The sequence below is a fragment of the Prosthecochloris sp. genome, from assembly GCA_015482705.2.
In the GTDB taxonomy this organism is placed as follows: domain Bacteria; phylum Bacteroidota; class Chlorobiia; order Chlorobiales; family Chlorobiaceae; genus Prosthecochloris.
The window spans coordinates 216,893-232,793 of record JADMLA020000040.1 but is presented as its reverse complement, the minus strand read 5'-3'; the positions used below and the strand labels follow the sequence as shown (position 1 = coordinate 232,793).

Annotated in this window: 14 protein-coding genes; 5 read left to right on the top strand and 9 right to left on the bottom strand. The window is 45.7% G+C overall.

Going from position 1 to position 15,901, the window contains the following annotated elements; genetic code table 11:
• Positions 1 to 8: 8 nt before the first annotated feature.
• The 9 genes from QZ209_RS11105 to QZ209_RS11065 all read right to left on the bottom strand — a co-directional run bounded on the left by QZ209_RS11105 (position 9) and on the right by QZ209_RS11065 (position 9,088).
• Positions 9 to 2,135 carry a protein-disulfide reductase DsbD domain-containing protein gene (locus tag QZ209_RS11105; protein WP_294347885.1) on the bottom strand — a complete coding sequence of 709 codons (2,127 nt, stop codon included), beginning with the start codon at positions 2,133 to 2,135 and terminating at the stop codon, positions 9 to 11.
• A gap of 57 nt (positions 2,136 to 2,192) precedes the next feature.
• Positions 2,193 to 2,981, bottom strand: coding sequence for a cytochrome c biogenesis protein CcsA (gene ccsA, locus QZ209_RS11100; protein ID WP_294347883.1), 789 nt, complete (start codon positions 2,979 to 2,981; stop codon positions 2,193 to 2,195).
• A 56-nt stretch (positions 2,982 to 3,037) separates the two neighbouring features.
• Entirely contained in the window at positions 3,038 to 4,273 is a 1,236-nt protein-coding gene (locus tag QZ209_RS11095) for a cytochrome c biogenesis protein ResB (protein ID WP_294347881.1), read from the bottom strand.
• Between the two features lie 27 nt (positions 4,274 to 4,300).
• Entirely contained in the window at positions 4,301 to 4,618 is a 318-nt protein-coding gene (locus QZ209_RS11090; RefSeq protein ID WP_294347879.1) for a helix-turn-helix domain-containing protein, read from the bottom strand.
• Between the two features lie 421 nt (positions 4,619 to 5,039).
• Entirely contained in the window at positions 5,040 to 5,777 is a 738-nt protein-coding gene (locus QZ209_RS11085) for a TIGR00730 family Rossman fold protein (protein ID WP_294347877.1), read from the bottom strand.
• A 5-nt stretch (positions 5,778 to 5,782) separates the two neighbouring features.
• Positions 5,783 to 6,346, bottom strand: coding sequence for an aminodeoxychorismate/anthranilate synthase component II (locus QZ209_RS11080; protein WP_294347875.1), 564 nt, complete (start codon positions 6,344 to 6,346; stop codon positions 5,783 to 5,785).
• Between the two features lie 47 nt (positions 6,347 to 6,393).
• Entirely contained in the window at positions 6,394 to 7,647 is a 1,254-nt protein-coding gene (locus QZ209_RS11075) for a GlmU family protein (protein ID WP_294347874.1), read from the bottom strand.
• A 30-nt stretch (positions 7,648 to 7,677) separates the two neighbouring features.
• The gene (locus QZ209_RS11070; protein WP_294347872.1) at positions 7,678 to 8,586 is read right to left on the bottom strand and encodes a YegS/Rv2252/BmrU family lipid kinase; all 909 of its coding nucleotides are present in this window, start codon (positions 8,584 to 8,586) and stop codon (positions 7,678 to 7,680) included.
• Between the two features lie 19 nt (positions 8,587 to 8,605).
• Positions 8,606 to 9,088: a low molecular weight protein-tyrosine-phosphatase gene (locus QZ209_RS11065; protein ID WP_294347871.1), complete on the bottom strand. Its 483-nt coding sequence runs from the start codon at positions 9,086 to 9,088 to the stop codon at positions 8,606 to 8,608.
• Positions 9,089 to 9,353: 265 nt separating this feature from the next.
• Here QZ209_RS11065 and QZ209_RS11060 point away from each other — a divergent pair, with 265 nt between their 5' ends.
• The 5 genes from QZ209_RS11060 (at position 9,354) to QZ209_RS11040 (ending at position 15,896) form a co-directional block, all read left to right on the top strand.
• Positions 9,354 to 10,583: a transcriptional regulator gene (locus tag QZ209_RS11060; protein ID WP_294347868.1), complete on the top strand. Its 1,230-nt coding sequence runs from the start codon at positions 9,354 to 9,356 to the stop codon at positions 10,581 to 10,583.
• A gap of 146 nt (positions 10,584 to 10,729) precedes the next feature.
• Positions 10,730 to 12,019, top strand: coding sequence for a hypothetical protein (locus QZ209_RS11055; RefSeq protein ID WP_294347866.1), 1,290 nt, complete (start codon positions 10,730 to 10,732; stop codon positions 12,017 to 12,019).
• Positions 12,020 to 12,133: 114 nt separating this feature from the next.
• Positions 12,134 to 13,357: a transcriptional regulator gene (locus QZ209_RS11050; protein WP_294347864.1), complete on the top strand. Its 1,224-nt coding sequence runs from the start codon at positions 12,134 to 12,136 to the stop codon at positions 13,355 to 13,357.
• Between the two features lie 69 nt (positions 13,358 to 13,426).
• Complete coding sequence (locus tag QZ209_RS11045; RefSeq protein WP_294347862.1) at positions 13,427 to 14,626, top strand: transcriptional regulator; 1,200 nt, start codon at positions 13,427 to 13,429, stop codon at positions 14,624 to 14,626.
• 43 nt (positions 14,627 to 14,669) lie between these two features.
• Positions 14,670 to 15,896 carry a LuxR C-terminal-related transcriptional regulator gene (locus QZ209_RS11040; protein ID WP_294347860.1) on the top strand — a complete coding sequence of 409 codons (1,227 nt, stop codon included), beginning with the start codon at positions 14,670 to 14,672 and terminating at the stop codon, positions 15,894 to 15,896.
• Positions 15,897 to 15,901 lie beyond the last annotated feature (5 nt).

Genomic DNA, 15,901 nt, shown 5'->3' with positions numbered 1-15,901 from the left:
CAAGCTACTCAAGCCTGAATCTCCCGCAGAGCGGAGAGAAGCATTTCAACGGTTACAACCTCCGGCAGAACAATCGCCCGCTCCATATCTCCCTCTGGTATAATCACAAAAAGCGGCACTCCGGATCTGCCAAACCGCTGTAATAAAGCAGTTATAGCATCATCGCGGGTTGTCCAGTCTGCTTTGACAGCAGCAACACCGGGACGCTGCAATGCATCGCTAACCGACCGATTGCTCAGCACACTTGCTTCGAGAACCTTGCAGGTAAGACACCAGTCTGCAGTGAATTCAAGAAATATCGTTTTTTTCTCTTGTATGAGCGTCTCGAGGAGAACCGGTGAAAAATCCAGCCATACCAAACCATTGGTATCGACATGGTTTCCACTCCGTTCAGTTCCGCCTGCTCCGGCATTGCCCTTCACTGCGGTTTCATCTGGCATAAGGAAAAAAAAAGCTCCTACAACAGCCAACAATCCGATACTCCAGGTTACAAACTTTTTTCGGAAAGAGGCTCCATGACCGGCAATGTTACCGAAAAACCAGAGAGCGAAAGAAAGTATCAGTAGCAGTATAAAAAGCCTCAAAACCCCGTCACCACCGGTTTGTGCATTCAATATCGAGGCAAGCCAAACAACAACGCCGACAAGTACGAACCCCATCAGCTGCTTGAAAATATACATCCAGTGCCCAGGCTTTGGCAGGAATTTCAGCCATGAAGGATGCCACGCAAGAATCACATATGGAAAAGCCATTCCCAGAGCGATAACCGTAAAAAAAAGAAACACTACCCATGAGGGTTGAGCAAAAGCAAAACCCAGTGCCGTACCGAGAAACGGAGCGGTACAGGGTGTTGCAAGTGTTGTCGCAAGGACACCGCTGACAAAAGCCCCGAAACTGCCATGACGGTTTGCCGCCTTGCCTACCCGACCCGATACCACCGGAGCGTCAAACTCGAAAAGACCGAAAAGATTGAGGCCGAAAGCAAAAACAACAAGAGCGATAAACATGACGAACGCTGGGGACTGGAACTGAAATCCCCATCCTATCTGGGCCCCCATACCCTGCAAGATCCAGACAAAACCGGCCAGGACCCAGAAAGAAAACAACACACCTGCAGCAAAAAACATACTCTGAATACGCCCGCTTTTCCTCCCCGATTCAGAGGTATCGGGACCGATGAGACTGAAAACCTTCAACCCCAGAACAGGAAGCACGCAAGGCATGACATTGAGCAGCATTCCACCAAAAAACGCAAAAAAAAGCATCAGAAAAAGCGACCCTGACACAGCCGAAACTGCTATTGTTTCCGATTGGCGGTCGACCATCCCCCTAACAACATATGATGCCGTTTCCGTCACAACGACCCCCTCGATTTCTTCCGGCAGGTCATCCTCCAACAAAGGAACCCTAACCCGGCCATCGGTTAGGGTTATCCCATCGAGTTTGAAACTTTTTTCAGGGAAAAGGGGGAAGAAATCTTTCAGGCCTGTCGCAGCAGGCCCGGCGAAAACAATCTCCAGATATCTGCCGCTCTCGCTTTTTCCATTGCCAATCCGTTCAACGGCAAGACCCCCGTCGGGAGATTCCATACTACGGGGAACCCTCCTGACGAATGTATCGGCCAATTCCTGCAGAACAGCATCAACCTTATCCGGATATAACGATAAAGAAACCGATCCCGGAATACACACTTCTTTACAGGACAGCCATGACAGCTTGGCTTTCAGGGGAAACGTCACTCTATCGACCGAACGATCGGTCGGTCCCTCCTCAGGGACAATTCTCGAAAAAAGAACAACTTCATCTTTATAGCCAAATCCCATCACTCCTCCCGCATCGAAGCGCTCGGGCGCGGGAAACTCCAGAGGCAGTGCCTTGAATCCTTCAGGCAGTTCCCACTTTATCGCTACAGGCATCCCCGCTTCCCCCGGGTTCTGCCAGTAGACATGCCAGCCCGGCTCCATCGTCATATGCACAGCTGCCACAAGCCCTTTTTCCGGTGAATTTTCGACAACGAAGAGATCTGCCGAAACGTGGGTCTGTTCATCAAAAATAGAGGCCTGTAACAACGAAAAAGGTGCGAAAAAAAAGAGAAAAAGGCTCACAAATAACACTGTTATCCAACGCACTATCATAGGTGATCTCTGTTTATCAATCCTGATTCGGGGGAAAAATGAACTCTTTATTGTACTTCAATAGACATGGACACTGCTCTGAGCTGACGGGAGATAATTTACACCGAACCAACTGACGAGAAGTACCAAAAATGCCATCGCAAGATACCACTGCAGCTTGTTTTCATTGACTTTTGCAGCATTTGCGTGCATGTAACCAAGATAGCCGAGCCAAGCAATCAGAGCCCATGTTTCCTTTGGGTCCCATGTCCAGTAATGCCCCCAAGCCTCTTTTGCCCATATCGCGCCAAAAACCAGTCCGAAGGTTAAAAACACAAACCCCAGTAACGCCAGATAATGACTCACCGCGTGACCTTCTTTGTTCATCGACCGCTTGTTTCGGTACAGATTATGCCAGGCTGCGGCTGAAGAGGCCGCAAGCAAAACATAACCGACCAGGTAAACCACAACATGAGGAACAAACCAGACGCTCTGTAGAGCAGGCATGAGCGTCTTGTCGTACACATCGGGAAAAAGTATGTTGATTGCAAGAAAAAAAGAGGCAAGAGCCACACAATAATATTTCAGCCAACTGACTTTCCAGCGGTACTCCACAAGAAAACCGACGATCGGAATCAGTGTTGCATACCAGAGGCGTGTTTCCCCGAGCGTTCTTAACGGAGGACGATCGATTGTCACCCAGAAAGCAATCAGGAAAAAAACCATGACTGCAGTGCCTGCCATCAGGAATGCCGTCCCCAACGTTTTCGATGAACGCTGTTTGGCAGAAAAAACGCTCAAGATACTGCCAATGCCCCAGCATACAATCGCACCGGCTGCCGCATATTGAAACTCAACCCAGGTCATGTATGTATATCCTCCAAATTCTTCACCTTCGCAACAAAAAGAAAAAAATTTATCAGCTACTTTTTCTTGATTCCCTTCCAGAAAAAGAGGGTATTACCGGCAAGAATCATAAAAAAGCCAATATAAACCACCGGTAACCAGGGATCTCTAACCCCCTCGACAACACTGAGTTCAGACCAACGCCCCAGTTTTTCATCATAATCCAACTGATAGAGCATCCACCCCTCCACACTCACAGGCTTGTTGACCTCGAGAATCTCGCTGATAACATCACCGCTTTCATCGCTTTTGATCGTTACCTTTGAACGATACTTTTTCGGTGAACCGGGCCACAGGCTAAGCACCCGGCCACCTACCTTCAGCTCCAGCGGCCTTTCAAAGGGGCTTCCTGTGCTAACCCAACCGGAAAATGGCGTTCCTTCATGTTCTCCCTCGAGAAATGCATATGGAATCCCCCGATCGGCATCGGTTGGAACCGGCACTCCGGTACCATCCTCCACGACGGCATTGGGAAGGAACTTGTCGACAGTAACACTCAATCCGCCCCATGAGACAACCGATCCTTGAGTAATTTCCCCTGATGTACGGGCTTCATTGAGCTCATAACCGCCTCCACCGATATCATAGAGCATAAGACGTGGGTCGTATTCCTCCATCTCGAAATCATGGAGATAGAGGGAAAAAGGAAGATCTTCGGTGGTTTTCGTGACTGGGTCGAAAGCACTCTGTGTAACCTTTCCCTCGTAGAGAGGAATGATTACCCGTCGGAAATCTTCCGAGCCGATGAGCCCACAAGCCAGCGCCACCAAAAATCCCCCATGAAACAAAATAAACTGAAGGTTTGCACTCTTGAACGGTACGGTTTTCCAGACCAGAGACAACCCGAGGTTGACAAGAAAAAAAAACACCGTCAGAACAAACGGCCAGCTTGAAAAAACACTGTTCAAACCCAGATTCTGTGCCCATAAGGGACCTTTTCCTGCTCCTTGCGGCATTACCCCGCCGAAAAATGACAATATCGCCATTGCAATGATAAGACAAAGCCCCAAAGGGATCCCTCCGAGCCACTTGACAAAGGGCTTATCCTTCAGGATCAACCCTGCAATGACAATGTTTACCGTTAATAACAGAAGAATGATGATATTCCATGGCCAGGAAGGCCGGAGCACCCCCTGTCCTCCCCACACGGTCGCCTCGATAACAAAACCTGCGGCTACAAGGGCAACAGAAAAGAAAATGCCTTCTCTGAAAGACCATGAAACAGCAGGTTCTTCTACACCGTTACCGCCCATATACCTTTCTACTCCATTAAATTTTCTCTAACACAGGCTTTCCGCCCCCATTCTTTCCTCAGTAATGATCTGGCAACAGTTACAGACAATTGACTGCAGTTCTTGTGTACTGGCCCCATCACGTATTTTTTCTACCGCTATGTCTATCTCTTCAAGATATGACTCGCTTTTAACAGCCTGCTGTCCCCTTTTTTTGTTCAGGTATTGAGACACAGCTGCCGGGGTTACACCAAGTTTTTTAGCAGCCTGTGACTGGGTCATTCCTGTTTTGACCAATCCTGCCGCTATATCCGCCCTGATTTGGGGAAGATTGTACCAAACGGCCTTTTCACACGGAAAAATCACTATACATTCCCTTGAAGTTTTTCAAATAACACCATGAAAGCTTTACATCGACTCATCCTCGCTCAATCCCGGAGAATTTTGCACTGTAAAAAAATTTCATTCCCATTGCCGAGATCATATTCATAGTACAGGTTTTCGCGCGAAGATAACAATCGTTAAACAACAATACGACAAGAACAAGTTCCGCAACGGCATCCACCTTGCTGTCCTATACCCAGATCCACTGTTCATATTCACTCCCAACCAACATATCACCCATCACTTACCGCACGGAACATCACGTATGCCATTGAAGACATCGTCAAAAGGCATTGCATTTATCGATGGAGACCTGAATGCATCGGTGAAATTGCAGAGAGTTGCTGATGATACGAGCGGTATCTCAAGGAAGAAAACTGTAAAACATTCAGAGCTGATGGCTTTAAAAATTCAACTTGTAACCTTCCGGATAAAAACCCTCGATAATCCCAACGACTTTTTCTGGATCATCCTCAAGAAAAATAAAATCCAGATCGTTTTTTGCAATAAATCTTTTTTCTTTGAACATCATTTCCTGCATCCAGCGATAATAATCATGCCAGTAATCGCCGCCCATCAATATTATAGGAAAGCGATTGCTTTTCTGTGTCTGTATGAGTGTAGCCGCCTCAAAAAACTCATCCATCGTACCGAACCCCCCAGGAAGAACGATAAAAGCCTGAGAATATTTCAGGAACATCACTTTGCGAACAAAAAAGTATTGAAAGGTCAGCAAACGTTCACGATCGATAAAAGCATTGGGAGCCTGCTGAAGCGGAAGCTCGATGTTGAAGCCGACAGACACTCCACCGGCTTGTTGCGCCCCCTTGTTGGCAGCCTCCATAACACCCGGACCACCACCTGTAATGACTGAAAACCCTTTCCCGGCAAGGAGCCCCCCCATTTTCTCGGCAAGCTGGTATTCCATATGTTCAGGCCCAACCCGTGTTGATCCAAAAACGCTCACGGCCGGACCTGTATCGGACATTTTTTCAAACCCGTTCACAAATTCAGCCATGATTTTGAATACCCTCCACCCATCACCTGCAAAATCGGTTTGACTCGCGTATTTCGTATCCGGCGGAAGAACCGTCTGTGTTTTCGCTTGTTTTACATTCCGTGTTTTTCCAGAAGGAGGCATGTTTTTCAAAGATCAAGAAAATTACCGATTATATGTTTTCCCTCGCTTGTCATGATGGACTCAGGATGAAATTGAACACCATAAAGAAGTCTGTCTCGGCAATCCATTCCCATAATAACTCCGTCTTCCGTCCAAGCCCTCACTGAAAGCTCCTCCGGCAAACTTTCTCTTTCGACAATAAGAGAATGATACCGGGTTGCGATAAAAGGGTTTTCGACTCCGGCAAATATTCCCTCGTCATCGTGATGGATTCGTGATGTTTTACCATGCATGACATCAACAGCCCGCACGACCCTACCGCCCAGAGCTTCTCCTATGGACTGGTGACCGAGACAGACACCTAAAACCGGTATTTCACCCTGAACAGCACGGATGAGTGGAACCGAAATACCGGCATCATGCGGTGTACCGGGGCCTGGCGATATAACAATTTTTTCGGGACCGAGATCACGTACTTCTTCGACCCTGATCTCGTCATTACGATACACCTCGACAATCGCCCCCAACTCTCCCATATATTGCACAAGATTGTAGGTGAACGAATCGTAATTATCTATTACAAGAATCATTGACAATGCTAGCGTTAAAAATGTTCTGGTAAACCCTTCGTGAAAAGTCAGAGCCGAACTTTTCTACCTTGTTCCATAGCGGCAACGTATCGAAACATTTTTTCATAATCCGGACTCATGGTGATATTCCTTCGAGCCATCACTACCCTTGCCGTTTCAAGAGCTTTATCCATCGCGTAGTGCTGAAATCCCTCTCCAGGACCACCCCAGGAAAAAGAAGGTATATTTTTAGGCGGAAAACCGCTACCGAAAATATTTGCAGATGTGCCGGCAACCGTCCCGGTGTTGAACATCGAGTTGATAGAACACTTGGTATGCTCTCCCATTAAAAGCCCCAGAAACTGCTCTCCGGTTTCGATCTCCCGCCCATCGAGAACTATTTTTACCTTTCCGTAATTGTTCCTCAAATCCGAAGTATTGGACCCTGCCCCAAGATTACACCATGACGAAATATAGGAGTGGCCGAGAAACCCGTCATGCTGCTTGTTCGCATATCGCTCGACAATCGAATCCTCGATCTCTCCGCCTGTTTTGGCCCCTTTGCCGATACTGACGTTGCAATGCAGATTCGCACCTGTTTTCACAACAGCCGAACAACCGAGAAACACATTTCCCGCAAGCACAGCCCGGGGCTCGACAAGAGCACCTGGACTCACATAAACAAACCCGGTCTGTCCGTCCAGAACAGCCCCGGCCTTCACCCGCGCCCCTTCACCGATATAAATGTTCTCAGGATTCTCCAGCACAGCATGTGACGATACCTCACCCATGATTCTCCCCAGCTCGAGCGTTCCGGCCTCACGTTCAACCTCTTCGGGATGGCACGCGACCGGATCCCAAATGTTGCGGAGCAGTTTGAAACCGTCCATCGTGACTATCTCAGCCGCGGAAGCCAACAGTTGTGAGTCAACAACGTCATGGCTCCAACCATCCTGATTCGCAATTTTCCCGGCATCGGTCCTTGCAAAAAGCAGATCATCGCCCTGAACAAGGCACTGACCTGGAGCCGGTGGACTGTCACGAATTATCGATGCAACCCTTTCGGTACAAATGAGCCGTCCATTCACCAACAGAAGATCCCTTTCCTGATGACTCTCGGGCTGAAAAACAGGGAGGCGATCACGAAAAACAGGTTTCAGATACGAGCGAAAGTGACATGAAAAAACAACACCGGCCCCAAGATGAAAACGAAACTTTTCCAACAAGGTTCTGCAGCCGGTTGACAGGCAGTAAACGGGCTTGAAATGCACCAGCGGTCCGAATCGATAAACCACTTCATCTTCAAAAATGACGATCTGCATAGCTATGAACAGAGGGTTCTGCCTTATGGCTTAACAAAGCACTTTTATGGAAGAAGGAACACTATCTATCCTGATTTTTCCTTGAACGTCTTCGAACACTTCACCATCCATATGCATGACTTCGGGTTCAAAAATCTCGATCTCAATTGCACGAACCTTTGCGTAAATGACCCGAGAATCGAAAATCTGTGTGCCCCGTATATATTTCAAGGCATAGCTGAAAAATTTCGCTTTGGGCACTGCCTTCAAGATGCATACATCGAGAAGACCATCGTTGATTTCTGCCTCGGGTGCGATACGAAATTTCCCGCCTTCTATACGGCCATTGCCGACCGAGAAGGCAAAAATCGACTCCTCCATTTCTATGGATGTATACGGAGTGATGAGCTTAATATGCATTTTTGGCGGTTTATAACCTAAGAGCACAGAAAGCAGGGCATTGAGGTAAATAACGTCACCCTTCATCCATCGTGTATTTTTGACTCTCAGGGCGATTCTCCCGGTCAAACCCATTCCAAGAGAGTTGAGAAAGTAACGGTGGAATTGCCCCTCTCCTGTCACCCTTCCCAAATCGGCCGAAACCGAGTTGGCCGTCATGTATGCATCTATCGGATAATCGAGCCCGAAACGATGTTCGAGTGATTTAATGAAGTCATTTGCCGAACCTGAGGGAAGAATACCGAGGCATACATCCGAAAAAGCGAGAACGTTGGCGATTTCATGTGCAGTACCATCTCCACCACAGGCAATCACAGCTCTGCTTTGATCGAGTGACCTGCGGGCAAGCTCAAAGGCATGGCCAGGGTATTCGCTGTAGTAAGCAACCGCATCACGCCGTAACCTCACTGCATTACGAAGTAGATCCGCGTTTCTTGCCGCAAGACCTTTGTTGGCGACAGGATTTATGATAAACGTAGTTTTCTTCTTCAATGCCGTCATAATGAATGAAACCGCCTTTTCAAAGGTCAGACTGCCTCAGTAGTTCGTCGTAAATGTTTACCAGCGCTTCTTCAAGCTGCTGAAACACTTTCAAAAAATCCTTTTTCGTCCCATAGTATGGATCCTCTATTGCTACAGTATCTGGATCAGAAAGATAATCGGTCACCATTGACACTGGAAGAAGCGTTCTCTGTGAAGTACTGCAGCGAATAGTATCATGGTAATTTTGTCCATCCATGGCATATATCCTCGTATAGAGTCCCAACTCGAGGTCTCGTATACAGCAAGCCCTTTTATCGGCGATAGTTACACCATGCTCGAGCGCTATCTCGATGGCCCGACTATCAGGCGGCTCTCCTTTCTGAAAACATACCGTACCAGCTGACTCTACGTCAAAAAAATCCCCGTGCTCACGCTCGGCGATCATTTTTGCAAAAATCCCCTCTGCCATAGGTGACCGGCATATGTTCTCATAACAGACAAAAAGTAATGAGCGCTTCATCTCTCAACGATTGATCCATACCGAAATAATCCTCCATTACAACGAATATAAGCCCTCACCACCATATCCCATGCATCGGCATCGAATCATCAATCGACTTCTATTGCAACCTTTCAGGCATGTAAAAAATGAACCCACTTCGCAATTATGACGTGTTGACGTGTATTTCACGCTTTTTTTCTTTAAAAAAGCCAAAAAAATATCTTATAATAAAAATAATACATCACTCAGTACTTTACGCGTAAACAATTAGAGCTTTATTATCATGAGTACCTGTACCGTAACAAATCTGCCAATTACAGCAAACCGAAACTGGAGAGCTGTCAATAACAACAACGGATACGACAAAGTCATCAAACTACTCGGTGAAGATATTCTACTGTACAACATCGATACAGATCACGATATTTCACTGGAATCCATCGACATCGACATCGTACACTCTGCCCTGCACGATTCGAATATCGAAGATAAACCGGTCTGCCTCATATGGGATATGAAACACATTGCCGATATGACTCTCACCTATAAAAAACAGGTCGCCGACCTTGTCTATAATCCTTCGATCACATTCGGAATAGTGGTTCTCTACAATGTGGAACCGGCGTTTCTTACAATGGCGGAAACTCTTTCCGCAATGGCTCCCGAAGATCTGCCGGTACTTATCAGACATAGCTACACTGATGCCGTCAATACTGCGATTGAGTGGAAAAAAGGTCAACCCGTCAAGGAAAATCATAACAGCAAAGAAGAGGAAAAATACGAGCACCAGAAACGAGAGTTCCTCGCTTTTCTCGGCAGGCTTTCCTGGTTGAACATGATGGATCAGGGCATAAACCTTCCATCCCGCGATGACAAACTCTTCCCGTTTTTCAAAGCCATTGAAAATCTCCAGAATGACTTGCGGGAAAACATAAAGGAAAAAGAGCAGGAGCTCGAGCAAATAGAAAGGGAAAGTGAAAAAACGCTTTCTGAAAAAAACATTCTGCTCAACGCCCAGAAAGAGTTATACAAAAAACTCAAGAGCCAACTGGAAAAAGAGAAATCATCACTTACGGCAAGAATCGCCACTCAGGAGATGGAACTTACGAGAATATCGACCGCTATTGCCGAAAAAACATCATCACTTCGGGAACTGCTCGACATGATCAGCGTGCTGGATATCGATCATATGAAAAAAAGCGCTATGATCGAAAACTGCAGGAAGATGATCGATACGGAGATGATAGAAAAAAGGCTCAACATCGAACTCACAACGACAGATTCCGAATTTCTTTCGAAGCTTCAGAGAAAACACCCGAACCTCAACCAGAGAGAACTTCGCATCTGCCTGTTGATCAAGCTGAACTACAATACCCGGGACATTGCGCGTTCCGTCGGGATCTCGACTCGTGGGATGGAAAGTATCCGATACCGGATGCATAAAAAAATCGGATTGACGAAGCACCAGTCTCTGAAAGGGTATTTAACGGACCTAGCGACCCTGATACACTGATTGACTTCCGACCGGCTGCTTTTGCAGCTTGCCCCCCAACAAAGGAAATACTGCACAAATAAGGCAGAAGTGCAGTATATTGCAATTGTTGCATAACAAGCGATCCTTAAGAGGCATAATAAACCTGAAAGGAAAACACAGAGGCTATGGAACGTTGCATGGTTTCGGGGGAAGAGATCGTATCAAATCATCGCTGGATCTTTCACAACCCGAAAAAACTCTACGCGACCTGCATTAGAAGAATAGGCCGAAATATTCTCTATGCCTGGGTTGACTCGGCCAAACCGGTAGTGCTCGAAACGTTCGAAGGAGATCTCGTCAAAAAGGTCCTCGAAGACTCCAACCTGGAAAACAAACCAGCCTACCTCATCTGGAACCTGAAGCATGTAAAGGAAATAACGTATGCTTACAAACAGGGTATCGTAGATTTTCTCTACAATCCATCACCACCACTCACCTGCGTCGTATTCTACAACACCACACAGGAGTTCAGGAACACGGCGGAAATCATCCAGGCAATACTCCCCTCATGCTTGAAGGTTCTTTTCGCAGAAAACTACAACCAGGCGATGCGTATCATTCTCGATGTGATAGGAGGTAGAGATCCATCCTCAAACACCAATGACAGCGGAGAGTATGAAGAGCTGAAAAAAACATTTCTTGCAACAACTGCACGAATCGGCTGGCTGAATATGTTGAACTCGTCAATTCCGGCACCTCACTCCCGGCACGATCTTTATCCTTTTTTCAGTGCCCTGTCTTTTCTGCAAAAAGATCTTATCGAACGAACCGAACGCTACAAAAAGAAAAAGCTACAGCTCGAAAGCGGAAAGAGAGAGAAAGCAGATATGATCAATTCCATGATTTCAACCATCGAAAGCGATAAAAAACGGCTTTTGTCGGAGTTCAAAAAAGAAAAATCAGCACTTGAAGAAACACTTTCGCTCAGAAGAAACCAGTACCGTGCAATCGAAACAATGCTGAAAAGCCGTAAGCCCGAACTCTGGAAAATCATGCACAACGTTGCAAACCTCGCTATCGACGACCGACACAAAATACAGATACTGGACATATGTGAAAAACTTATCGAGTCCGAGAAAAACCAGAAAAAAACAAATTTTCCGCTTACCTCGACCGACTCGGAGTTTCTCTCTCTGCTTCATAAAAAACATCCGAACCTCAATAACAGGGACATAAAAGTTTGCCTGTTGATCAAACTCAATTATACGACAACAGAGATAGCCAGCTGCTATGCAATCTCGAAACGCGGCATGGAAAGCCTCCGATACCGGTTGCATAAAAAAATGGGCCTGCCAAAAAACCTTTCTTTAAAAAACTACCTTACAGCACTTGCCGAAAAACTCGGCAACCTTCCTCAATTGAAAACAGAACCCATACATTCGATTGCTGTATTTTCTGAATTGAGGAAAAAATGAAGAAGTACCTTCATACCATTCTTTGTCTATGAGCTTGCCTCTACACAAAAAAAAACGTATTTTATAAATAGGAATACGTCAATTACCCACATTCCAATAAATCAGTGAACCTCCATGGAAAATTGCCCGGTATCGAAACTGCCAATTGTCGAGAAATCTCACTGGAAAACCGAGCATCCGGACCAGAGATACACAACGCGTGTCAAAAAAATCGGTAAGGACATTTTTTTGACCTATTACGAAACCGAGACTGACATTGCCATAGAAGACAGGGATCAATCTCTGTTTCGAATGATCCTTGAAGAATGCGGCCTTGAAGACGATCTCGTCTATCTTATGAGAGACCTGAGCCATGTCAATAACATCTCTTACGCATACAAGATAATCCTCACACAACTTATCTACCGCTGGCCACCTTATTATAAATTGATCGTTTTTTACAATATAGATCCTGCTTTTCTGACTATTGTGGAAACGTTCGCATCAATTGTTCCCGAAAGTACTCCTGTCGTGCTGGTTGAGTCATACGAAGAAGCAATCACCGCTATTCTTGATGCCAAGGCCGGCAGCCTTCCACAAGAAGAATATGATGAAGAGGAAGATGCGCTCTATGCTCAAAGAAAAAAAGAGTTTCTTGCCGCAACTGCCCGAATCGGCTGGATGAACATGCTCAATCAGCCGATCAGCCTGCCAGATCAGGATGAACTTCTTTACCCGTTTTTCAAGGCACTTGAATGCCTTCAGCAAGACCTGCAGGCCAAGGAAAAGCTTTCCGCAAATGAAAAAAAAATTGCAGAAAGCAAAACCGAGAAAAAACTCTCCGAGAAGATCATACTCCTTAACGCTCAGCTCGAACTCAATAATCAGCTCAAGACCCAGTTCGACCGTGAAAAAGCAGCATTGCGGTCTCGAATTGCCGCTCAAGACATGGAAATCACAAGGGTTTCGACGGCGGTTGCCGAAAAAACAGCCGCGCTTCAATCGCTCAGGGAAAAGATATTCGGCCTGGATATCGATAAAGAACTAAAAAAAGAGATGATTGAATCATGCGCACAGATGATTGAAACAGAAACAATCGAAAAAAAAATCAATACCGATCTCACTGCAACCGATTCGGAATTCCTCTCGAAATTACAACGACAGCATCCTAACCTCAACCAGAGAGACCTACGGATATGTCTTCTGATAAAGCTTAACTACGACACCCGGGAAATAGCGCGTTCCATCGGTATTTCAACAAGAGGACTTGAAAGTATTCGTTATCGAATGCATAAAAAAATGGAACTTTCGAAACATCAATCCATAAAAAATTACCTCACAAAACTCGCAGTATCGTAAGTATCGTAATTCAATGAGTCATACCATTTTTACAAGCCTATGAGCACATGTTCTTTTTCCGGTTTAACTGTGACTGAAAAACCTCATTGGTACGCCAATCATCCCAAAAGAGGGTATATAACCAGGTTCAGTCTGATCGATTCAGGGATTATCCATGGTGAGGTAGTGACCGACCATGATGTAACGATGGATTATATCGACACCGATGTATTTCAAACCGTTATTCATGAAAGCAATCTAGCAGGTGAGGCAATCCTCATGCTTTTCGGCCTTAAGCATGTAAAGGGTGTTTCTTTTGCATACAAGAAAAACCTGATAAACCTTCTCTATAATTTGGGCCCCACATTCAAGCTGCTCGTAATTTACAACGTCGATCAGGAAATACGCTCAATAATGGAAACATTCGCAGCTATTGCGCCTGAAGAATCAACCGTTCTGATCGCCAACGACTACACTGAGGCAATGCAGTTGATACTCGACACCAAATCGGGAAAACTGGAGTCGAAAATCAACGAAAGCAGCGAGGAGCAGCAGCAGTACAATGCCCACAAAAAAGAGTTTCTTTCCACACTGGCACGATTCAACTGGGTCAACCTGCTGGATCATCCGATAACGTTGCCCGAAAACACCAATCCGCTATACCCTTACTTCAAAGCTCTCGAAGCCTTCCAGCAGGATCTTCGTGAAAAAGAAGCGCTTCATCTGCAAGAGCTGAAAAAAGTGAGTGATGGGTACAAAAAAAAGATTGCTGAAAAAATCATCCTGATCAATGCACAGGAAGACCTGAACAAGAAAACCAAGTCACAGCATGAACGCGAAAAAACATCCCTGATACGTCAGATCGTGTCAAAAGATATGGCATTGAAACGGATCTCTTCGGTCATTGCCAAAAAAAGATCAAAAGTCAAGATGATACTTGACCTCGTTGAACAGATGAACCTCGAACCCGCAGTCAAACAAAAAATCACGAATTTCTGCCGGGACCTTATTGATTATTACAATCAAAACGACAAAAAAAACGACAAAGAAATATCCATCGCAGACTCTGCGTTCATTTCTATGCTGCAGCGGAAACACCCAGAGCTCAGCAAGAAAGATCTGAGGATTTGTCTGCTGATAAAACAAAATCACAGCACGTCTGAAATCGCTCATACCATAGGAATCACAACCCGTGGTGTCGAAAGCATGCGATACAGGCTACACAAAAAACTGGGTTTGCAAAAAAATGAATCGATTAAAAATCATCTACTCAAAATAGCTGGTATCTGACAAGAAAACCCCGAACAATCCCTATAAATCCCCACCATACATCATGAAACGCTGCCCCGAAACAAGGCTTCCGATAACTCGGAAGCCACACTGGAACAGTCCTCATCCGGCTGAACGATACACCTCGAAATTCAGTCTTATCGGATCGGACATCATTTACATCGAAATAGAAACCGATCGTGAAGGAATTATCATGAACCAGGTCGATTTCAACGTACTTCATTCCATCATCGATGAAGTGACCAAAAACGGGGCACCTGTCTATACAGTTGCTGATCTCGCCAATATCAGAGGTTGCTCGTTTACCTATAAAAGAGACTTCATTAACTTTCTCTATAACAGTGGGCCTGCTTTTCGCCTCCTGGTATTCTATAATGTCCATCCGGAAATGATGTGCGACATGGAAGCATTTGCTGCGATAGCTCCGGAAATATCCTCGGTTGCAATTGTGGACAACTACCATGAAGCATTGACCCTGATCATGAATAACAAAGCCGGGCAGCCAGTTCAAGAACCATCCGAAAGCGAAGGAAAGCAACAGTACAATACTTATAAAAGAGCGTTTGTCGCCGCTTTGGCGAGGATGAACTGGCTCAGTATTTTTAGTCCTCCGGTGACCATGCCTGCAAGTGACAGTCTTTTTTATCCGTTCTTCAGATCCTTACAGGACATAAACAACGATCTTCGAGAAAAAGAACGGCTTCAACGGAATGAACTGCAAACAATAACAAAGGAATACGAAGCGAAAATCAATGAAAAGATCTCACTGCTCAATGCACACCAAGCGCTGTATAGAAGCATGAAACTGCAACTCGAGCATGAAAAATCAGAACTCACTGCGCAAAATGCCTCAAAAGAGATGGCTATTGCCAGAGTATCCTCTACAGTAAGAAAAAGCAGAGCGAAAATTGAGAAGCTCTGCAGTTTTGTAACCGCACTGGATCCCCCCATTCCGCTGAAAGACAAAGTGGTCGGACTATGCAACGAAATTGCAACCGATGAAATACCGTATAGCCACCAAGGAAATGAAATCCAGACCGATGACCCTGCATTTTTTTCTTTTTTGCAACATCGGCATCCCAACCTTACCGAGAGAGAACTGCAAGTCTCGATGCTGATCAAACAAGACTTGAACAGTACGGAAATTGCCTATTCGACAGGCCTTTCACCTCGTGGTGTCGAAAGCCTCAGGTACAGGATGCATAAAAAGCTGGGTCTTCAAAAAAACGAGTCTCTCAAAAAGTATCTGCTGGAGCTGAACAGTGCGTGACACCG